This window comes from Geminocystis sp., from assembly GCF_041753295.1.
Taxonomy (GTDB): Bacteria; Cyanobacteriota; Cyanobacteriia; order Cyanobacteriales; family Cyanobacteriaceae; genus Geminocystis.
The window spans coordinates 1-8,723 of record NZ_JBGSUU010000040.1 but is presented as its reverse complement, the minus strand read 5'-3'; the positions used below and the strand labels follow the sequence as shown (position 1 = coordinate 8,723).

The following is an 8,723-nucleotide window of genomic DNA, read 5'->3' as shown; positions in this document are numbered from 1 at the left end:
TTGGTGAAGCCTTAGAAGCGTTTCGCACCGCCATATCTTTTCGCTTTTTTCAATGGTTAAAAGATAATATTGAGGTATTTACTAATTATAAAGCAAGTTTGGGCTTTGTTTGGGCATAATTTTTGTTTAAGTACCGTTAACATTACGATAATATTGATAAATATAGCAATCTTTAAATTATTTGTAAAAAATCGTTGCTTTGCTATGTACCCTCTAATTTTGAGGGAAATTAACTTATTATTTTTTTACAACTCAAAATAGTATTGCTATAGAAAAAACTATAGATATTTATTTTAGGATAATAATGATAAAAATTAAAACAATTATTCTCTTTTCTATCACCTTATTTTTAATTAGTTTAAATAATAATACTTTAGCTAATCATTTAAGTATAAAATCTCCTCAATTAGTAAGTCAAAAAGCAATTAAGAATTATTGTAAACCTAATGAAAGTTTATTTTTAAGTGCAGAAACTAAAAACTTTTGGCTTAATATTTGTGGTGGAGATTTGCCAAGTCATTATGTAGGGGTTAGTAAAAAAAATGGTAACAGTATTCGTTTACCTTTAGATGATTATAATAAAAAAGGTGATTATTTTTCCGCTTATAATGGCAATGTTAATTACTTGATTATTTTTAATACTCCTAAAGGTAGCTTTTTAACCGTTACGGAAGGGAAAAAAGAGTTATTTCGAGAACCTCTTATTAGTTGGTAATATAGATTTATATTGTGGTTTCTTTTTTATATAAACTAACTAATGTAGCAATAGAGATAGCTGGGAAAAGTTGCCCACATAATCCTTCTAAATTACTAACCATCATGGCAAAATTATTTACAGGAGTTATATCACCATAGCCAAGGGTTGTTAAAGTAACAAAACTAAAATAAAATAAGTTAGCATTTACTTGCATTATCCTAGATTCTGGAAAATGAAAAGCATTTATGTCAAAAAAATAGATGACTTTATAAAATAAAAACCAGAGTATTCCTAATAGAATATAAATACAAATTCCTCCTCTAATTACATCATTATTAACTCTTGTTTCTAAATGAACTTTTTGATAAATAGCAACAATAGAAAGAATTAAAAATATACCATCAATAATAGTAGTTATAATGGCTAATAATTCTGATATATAACTTTGATCATAAATGTTAATTAAATCTGCTAAAAATGATAATAAAGAAAGAATATAAAAAACTTTAATAATTTTTTTTGAAACATTTAAAGTATTAATAGCTGAAATAATAATAAAGAAAAAACCTAAAGGAAAAAGAAAACTAATAATTTTAGAATATTGGGATAAAGGCATTAATAAAAACGAAATGATTAAATAAAAGAAAAGATTTGTATATTTATTTTTATTAGATATTTCCATGATAATTATAATTTTTTAGAGTTAAACTGTTACTCAATATAATATGTTGAATCAAGTAAACTAAAATTAGTTTTTGATTATCAATAATTTTTTTCTCAGATTAAACAAAAAATGAGTAATTATCAAACATGGCAATGGCAAGGTTTTAAAATCGGTTATCAAAGTTATGGTGATAGTGGAGAAGCTGTTGTTTTTATACACGGTTTTGGTGCAAATAGTGGACATTGGCGACATAATTTACCATTTTTAGCCGAAAATTATCGTTGTTATGCCATTGATTTACTTGGTTTTGGCGCATCCGCAAAGCCTACTCCGGGGCAACCTTTTGAATATACTTTTGAAACTTGGAGCAAACAAGTAGCTGATTTTTGTCGAGAAGTTGTTAAAACTCCTGTTTATTTAGTTGGTAACTCCATCGGTTGTGTGGTGACGATGCAAACGGCGGTGGAGAATCCTGATTTAGTAATTGCCATCGCTTCTCTCAATTGTTCGTTAAGATTATTACATGATCGAAAACGAGAAACTTTGGCATGGTATCGTAATGTAGGGGCTATGGTGATGCAAAAAGTATTAAAAAATAAAAAGATAGGTAACTTTTTTTACCAACAAATTGCGAAACCAAAAGTAATCAAAAATCTTCTTTCCCAAGCCTATCAAAAAAAAGAAGCCATCAGCGATGAGTTAGTAGATTTAATTTATCAACCCTCTCAAGATAAAGGCGCCGCAGATGTATTTTTAGCCTTTACGGGTTATTCTCAAGGCGCTTTACCTGAAGACTTATTACCTATTTTACCTTGTCCGATCACTTTTTTTTGGGGTACAAATGATCCTTGGGAATCCATTGAATTAGGAAAAGAATTGGCAAATTATCCCACTGTAAAAGATTTTATCCCATTAGAAGGTTTAGGACATTGCCCACAAGATGAAGCACCAGAAATTGTTAATCCTCTTTTACAACAATGGTTAGAAAAAAATCAATAATTTAGGACAAATTTTGAGAGTAAATTCAGGTAAAATAATTAAAAAAAATTAATAATAAAATTATGGTAACAACTCCTATTAAACCATCAAAACATCCTTTAGCAGAATATATTTATCGTTTAGAATCTGGTAAAAGTTTATTAAAAAATTCTCCTCAAAATGTGATGGAAGTGGTGGGAATTTTGAAATCCTATGGCATAGTTTTAGATGCTTATTCTAACAATCTCAATTATATTGCTGATCATCAATTTTTAAATTTATTTCCTTTCTTTAAATACTTTGATGGCGAATTTTCTTGGGGTAAATTATTTCGTCATTGGTGGCATGATCGCATAAACTTTGAGTATGCCGAATATTGTATGCGCGCTATGTTATGGCATGGAGGTGGTAAGTTAGATGAATATGTAGATAGTGCAGAATTTGCTAAATTAATGGAAGACTCTATCAAAGCAAAAACCCAAGGAAACCTATTTATTTCGAGCTTAAATAAGATCTTTCCCGATTTTTTGAGTGAACAAGTAAAAATGTCAGTTTATACCAGTGCATTAGGGCAATTTTGGCGAGTTATGAGTGATATGTTTATTAGTTTATCCGACAGATACGACGAGGGAGAAATCAATACCATTGAAGATGTCGTCAAACATATTTTAGATGCTTTAGTAGTTGATGCCAATAAACCTATTACCTACGATGTTGACATCAAAGGCAAAACTTATCCCTTGATACCCGAAAAAGCTGGATTAACTTTCCTCATGGATACTGCTGTGCCTTATGTTGAGGCAGTATTTTTTAGAGGTAATCCATTTTTAGGTACAGTATCTTTCAATGCTCAAGCTAATCAAATCTCTTATGATCAATCACAATTTACCTATGGTGCATTATACGCTGATCCGTTACCCGTTGGTAGTGCAGGAATTCCTCCTACTTTATTAATGCAAGATATGCGTCATTATTTACCTAAATATTTATCTGAGTTTTATCGCAATACAACCAGAGGAGAAGATGATTTGTTAGTAAAAATTTGCATCAGTTTTCAAAAGTCAATGTATTGTGTAACTACTGCTGCAATTCAAGGATTAGCACCCCATCCATTAACCACTGAAAATATAACAGAAAAAGAGGCTAATCGAAAATATTTAGAAGGGTGGATGAATCGTTTTACCACTTCTCGTATTTTAGATGTAAATGATTAACTATTATCTCATGGTGCTTTGGTGAGGATAGGGGTTAGGATAAATACTTATAACCCACATTCCGCACGTCTGAACGCTTACGTTAATTTTTTCTTTTTTTATTATCGGCTTTGAAAAAATTTGAAATTATCGTTTTTAGGCAAAGTATAGTTATCTTTATCTAAAGGAAACTCTATCACAGAATTTTCAATATCTTTTGCTCTAATATTACGAATAGGAATGATAGAAAACACCACCTCAAAATCATCATTAAGTCGCTGATTGAGAAAATTCTCCACTAATCTTACTTGGTTAGGAGAAATATATTTATCAGTTTGTAAAACCACATTAATAACAGGAGGAAGGGAAGTCCATTCTATTCTTACACGAACATTATCGACATCTTTACCAACAGTAATAGTTTCATTAACTAATTTTTGCTTAATTTCTGTTTCAATTCTTTGTTGTTGTAATAGACGAAAAAAACTTGATCCCAAAGGTATGATTAATAAAAGAGTTAGGACAGTTGTCCATCCTAAAGCCTTAGTTGCTTTAGTATATCCAGAAAGGATAAAAGCGATCATACAAGCTAAGGTGATACCTAATAAGTTAGTTAAATATAACAAAAATGAACCATAAGCAAAACTAGAATTACCCATAGCGAAAGAAATTCCTACCACACAAAGAGGTGGCATTAAAGCAACGGCGATAGCTGTACCTGCCAAGGTTTCACTTATACCTGATCGAACTTTACCAAAACCACTGATAGCGCCTGCGGTGATAGCGATACCTAAATCGAGTAAATTGGGTTGAGTTCGTGCTATGATTTCCGAGCCAACATCAGGAAAAGAAACAATTTTAGCGATTAAACTAGATAAAAAAATCGAGAGTAAAGTCGCACCAATTATTGAAAATAAAGCCTTCCGAAATAAGTTTAAATTTCCTTCACAAGCGGAAAAAGCTAAACCTCTTAAAGGTAACATTAACGGAGCGACAATCATCGCACCAATAATGACAGCCGCACTATTACTGAGTAAACCAAATGTAGCGATTAAACAAGCAGAAACAGTACACAAAATAAAGTCAGTATTCCATGATGAATCTAGTGTCAAAGTTTTATCTAAACATTTAACATTTTCAATATCCGTTGGGGGAATCAGACGATAAAAAATTATTCTTAACCAACGAAAAAAGGCTTTAATTTTTTTACCTTTAAATAATTGAGATGATTTTTCAGGCATTATTTTTTGATCAATAATATTATTCTGTTATATTTTATAAATAATTTAACTCATAAAACTTATAATTCCCCGTTTCCTTTCTAATTCCCCGTTTCCTTTCTAATTCCTAATTACTAATTACTAATTCCTCATTACCCATTATGAATCTTCCACCTCAACAATCTATAGAAGCCTTACAATTAGAAGTGTCTTCCTTAAGAAGTTATATTGCCGATTTGAATAAGTATAAACGGGCAATGGAAGCTCAAGAAAAGCTATTTCGCTCTATTTTGATGATGGGAAATGTATCTACAGGTAAACTAATGTTAAGATCTGTTGTCATGGAAATTATTGAAGTAACTACAGAATTAACTAAAGGAGAAGACGCTAGTTTATTTTTGTTAAATCCTAAAGGTATTATTACTGAAAGTATTTTAGCTCGTGGCCCCACTATGCGAGAAGAAAAAGATTATTTGATTGGCAAAATCTTAGATAAAGGTTTAGCAGGTTGGGTTGCTCGTTATCGTCGTATTGCTTTAGTGAAAGATACCACGAAAGATGAACGCTGGATTAATTTCTCCCCGCAACCTTACGCCGTAGGCTCGGCTTTATGTATTCCTTTTTTGCGTGGTAGTTTATTATTAGGGATTCTTACTATCACTCATTCTCAACCTCAACATTTTACCCAGAAAATGGCAGATTTTATGATTATGTTTTCTCCCTCCATTGCCATCGCTTTAGATCATGCTAGGTTATATCTTAAAGAAGATTAATTTATGTTACTTGAGTGCGATAATTATTTATTTCCTCGCTTTCTTCCCCATAAACTCCTTCAATCTGTTGATGACAACAATCTATGGCAAATTCTTCAAATTCTTCTAAGGGAATCTCATACATTTCCTGAAAAATATCTGGCTTTACTCGACAAAAACGAGGACGATTTTCATATATTTGACACTTTCTTGACTCTTTATTGTAGTTAATACACCAACCATCTTCCCCAACCATACTTAAATATAAATCTAACTCTGATTTACTTAAGTAATCTGCTAAATCTGGGCGATCGCGAGGATCTAAGTTACAACAAGCACCACAATTTTCAATACAAAGCCATTTACTCATAAGACAAGAAAAAAATGTAACAAAACTTAATAAAAATGGGCTGATTTTTTGAATAAATAATCTTCCTTTCCTAGTATCATATATCTTGTTAGATTTAGTACCAAACATTTAAGATCATTATTTAAAAACTAGGAGTAAGTATGGATTTTATTACAAATCTTTTTAGTGGTTTAGATTTACAAGTTATTTTACAATTAACCTCTGTAGGTTTCATCTTGATTGCAGGGCCTGTAATCGTTTTTATTCTTTATGCTATGCGTGGTGATCTTTAAAATATCAGAAATTCAGGAATTTAAAGAAATTACCAATTATGGACGTAGTACGCTACGTCTTTTACTCATGAGTTTACCTTTCTTAATATTTGGTCTTGATCCCTTCCCATTGAACTAAGATTAAATAGCTCTACAAGATTAATCATTGTTCAAAGGTTTTTATTTTTATGTTTGATCGCAGACTCAGTGGAATTTTATTACATCCAACCTCTTTACCTAGTGATTATGGTATCGGTGACTTAGGAAATGGTGCTTATCGTTTCGTCGATTTTTTGGCAAAAAGTGATCAACAAATATGGCAAATTCTACCTTTAGGGCCAACAGGTGCTGGAAATTCGCCTTATTTAGCCTATAGCGCCCTTGCAGGTAATCCCTTGATGATTAGCTTAGATATTCTTTACGGTGATGGTTTATTAACGGAGGAAGATTTAGACTCCGTAAAAACTGTTTTTGACAGACAAAATTCTTTAAGAGTTAACTTTGACTTGGTGATTCAAGAAAAATATCCTTTATTTCGCAAAGCATTTGAGAAGTTTCAAAACGAAGATAACCCAGAATTTGCTCAGTTTTGTGATGACTATAGTTATTGGTTAGAAGATTATGCTCTCTATATGGCTTTGAAAGACTATCATCACGGTAGTGCATGGTTTCAGTGGGATGAAGCGATCGCCAAACGTCATCCTGAAGTAATATCCCAGTGGCAAAATAAACTGGGTTATGAGATGTTTTATCACAAATTTTTACAATTTAGTTTCTTTAAACAGTGGCGAAATTTAAAAAAATATGCTAATGAAAAAAACGTTAAAATTTTTGGTGATATTCCCATTTATGTCGCCCATGATAGCGTTGACGTATGGGCAAATCAAGATAATTTTTGTTTAGATGCCAAAACAGGGGCAGCAGCATTGATGGCAGGAGTACCCCCTGACTACTTTAGTGAAACAGGTCAATTATGGGGAAATCCTGTTTATGATTGGGAAGTGTTAGAAAAAAATAATTTTGCATGGTGGATACAACGTATCAAAGGAATGTTAGAATATGTTGACATCATGCGCATTGATCATTTTCGAGGTTTTGAGGCTTATTGGGCAGTGCCTGAAGGTGAAACTACTGCTATGAATGGAGAATGGTTAAACGCCCCGGGGGATAAGTTTTTTACTATCTTAGAGCAAGAATTAGGGGTTTTACCTATCGTAGCGGAAGATTTAGGAGTAATTACCCCAGAAGTTGAGCAATTGCGAGATAAATATAAATTTCCGGGTATGAAAGTTTTACATTTTGCTTTTGATTCTGATCGAGGTAACGGTTTTTTACCTTATAATTACAGCGATCGCAATTGTGTAGTTTATACTGGTACTCATGATAATGATACCACCGTGGGGTGGTTTGAGAAACGATCTTTTAATGAAAAAAAAGCAGTGGTAGATTTTCTCGGAGGTATTTGTAACGAAGGCATCCATTGGAGTTTAATTCGTTTAGCTTTAGCATCCGTAGCAAATTTAGCTATTTTTCCTGTACAAGATCTGTTAGGATTGGGTTCTAACTCAAAAATGAATACTCCCGGTACTATTGAAGATAATTGGAGTTGGCGTTACAAAAAAGATGTTTTAACTGACGATATTAGCGAACATCTCAAGTATTTAACTTCTCTTTATGGTAGAGCATCATTTTAAGTAAGTATCAGCTTTTAGGGTGTGAGCAATTGAATCTGCAATATTTTTTTTATTTAATGGCGATTTCTTGCCATTCTAATAAAACTGGGTAAGGTATTTTTAAAGTCAAAGATTTTTCCTTGACGGGTAATGATAAAGTAATGGATTTTTCTGTGGTTAATTTTGGTAATATATTTTGAAAATTATATTGTCCAACGTTATTTGCAGGTGCTTTTTCACTGAATTGATCATCGGCTTTCATATCTTCACTGGTTAGAGTATTGATAATTAAATCTTGTGGATGATTAAAATTTATAGTTTCAGGAAAAGCAACTAATCTTAAATTTACGTCGATAGTTTTTCCTTCTTTGATTCTTTTAAATAAAATTAGCTGCCAACTGTTACCTTCACTATCAGATAATCGATTTCTTGCTTGATATAATATTTGCTCTGGAGTTTCTGTTTGCTGGATAATATTCGCTACACTTATGTTAGTAAAACTAAGATTAATTGTTATAGCTAATAGTATTATAAGAACAATTCGTTTGATGATATTTTTTTTCATAATTTTGAATTCAGTAAGTAATCTTCCGAGTAAAAAAGGGTTTTGTCAATATCAATGACAGAAATTAAAAGGTGACACTGATAAAATGTATTTTAAAATATCAAAAATAAGCTATACACTTTTTGAGTTATTTGTCAATGGGTAAGTTATAAAGATACTGAGTGAACTACCCACACTGAATTAAAATTACAGTGTTGGCTTCCTACCCAAAGAAATGCTTTTTACTCCGAGAAGTAACGAGTCTTACTTTCTGACGATAGACTTTACCCCACGTTCCGTAGGTCAAATACACGGTATCATAGAATTATATTTATGTGTATGGCTTGGTTATCGCCATTATCCGCCCGTGTGCGGTTGTTC

Annotated in this window: 10 protein-coding genes; 6 read left to right on the top strand and 4 right to left on the bottom strand. The window is 31.9% G+C overall.

Annotated features, from left to right (window positions below; translation table 11 throughout):
• Nucleotides 1-304: 304 nt before the first annotated feature.
• Complete coding sequence (locus tag ACEW8E_RS03965) at nt 305-715, top strand: hypothetical protein (protein WP_373479042.1); 411 nt, start codon at nt 305-307, stop codon at nt 713-715.
• Between the two features lie 7 nt (nt 716-722).
• On the opposite strand, the gene ACEW8E_RS03960 is transcribed toward ACEW8E_RS03965, so the two are convergent.
• Nucleotides 723-1,313 (bottom strand): ion channel, encoded by a 591-nt coding sequence (locus ACEW8E_RS03960; RefSeq protein ID WP_373479041.1) that lies wholly within the window; start codon nt 1,311-1,313, stop codon nt 723-725.
• 177 nt (nt 1,314-1,490) lie between these two features.
• Between ACEW8E_RS03960 and ACEW8E_RS03955 the strand changes: the two genes are divergently transcribed.
• Complete coding sequence (locus ACEW8E_RS03955; RefSeq protein ID WP_373479040.1) at nt 1,491-2,360, top strand: alpha/beta fold hydrolase; 870 nt, start codon at nt 1,491-1,493, stop codon at nt 2,358-2,360.
• Nucleotides 2,361-2,422: 62 nt separating this feature from the next.
• Nucleotides 2,423-3,553 (top strand): CO2 hydration protein, encoded by a 1,131-nt coding sequence (locus ACEW8E_RS03950; protein ID WP_373479039.1) that lies wholly within the window; start codon nt 2,423-2,425, stop codon nt 3,551-3,553.
• Between the two features lie 101 nt (nt 3,554-3,654).
• Here the strand turns inward: ACEW8E_RS03950 and ACEW8E_RS03945 are convergent, their stop codons facing one another.
• On the bottom strand, nt 3,655-4,773 hold the full coding sequence (locus tag ACEW8E_RS03945; protein WP_373479038.1) for a DUF389 domain-containing protein: 1,119 nt from the start codon (nt 4,771-4,773) through the stop codon (nt 3,655-3,657).
• 140 nt (nt 4,774-4,913) lie between these two features.
• Between ACEW8E_RS03945 and ACEW8E_RS03940 the strand changes: the two genes are divergently transcribed.
• On the top strand, nt 4,914-5,525 hold the full coding sequence (locus ACEW8E_RS03940; protein ID WP_373479037.1) for a GAF domain-containing protein: 612 nt from the start codon (nt 4,914-4,916) through the stop codon (nt 5,523-5,525).
• A 1-nt stretch (nt 5,526) separates the two neighbouring features.
• Here ACEW8E_RS03940 and ACEW8E_RS03935 read toward each other — a convergent pair whose 3' ends face one another.
• The gene (locus ACEW8E_RS03935; protein WP_373479036.1) at nt 5,527-5,874 is read right to left on the bottom strand and encodes a YkgJ family cysteine cluster protein; all 348 of its coding nucleotides are present in this window, start codon (nt 5,872-5,874) and stop codon (nt 5,527-5,529) included.
• A gap of 140 nt (nt 5,875-6,014) precedes the next feature.
• Between ACEW8E_RS03935 and psb30 the strand changes: the two genes are divergently transcribed.
• Entirely contained in the window at nt 6,015-6,146 is a 132-nt protein-coding gene (gene psb30, locus ACEW8E_RS03930; RefSeq protein ID WP_373479035.1) for a photosystem II reaction center protein Ycf12/Psb30, read from the top strand.
• Between the two features lie 137 nt (nt 6,147-6,283).
• Nucleotides 6,284-7,819, top strand: coding sequence for a 4-alpha-glucanotransferase (malQ, locus tag ACEW8E_RS03925; RefSeq protein ID WP_373479043.1), 1,536 nt, complete (start codon nt 6,284-6,286; stop codon nt 7,817-7,819).
• 49 nt (nt 7,820-7,868) lie between these two features.
• On the opposite strand, the gene ACEW8E_RS03920 is transcribed toward malQ, so the two are convergent.
• Nucleotides 7,869-8,363 (bottom strand): DUF3122 domain-containing protein, encoded by a 495-nt coding sequence (locus ACEW8E_RS03920; protein ID WP_373479034.1) that lies wholly within the window; start codon nt 8,361-8,363, stop codon nt 7,869-7,871.
• Nucleotides 8,364-8,723 lie beyond the last annotated feature (360 nt).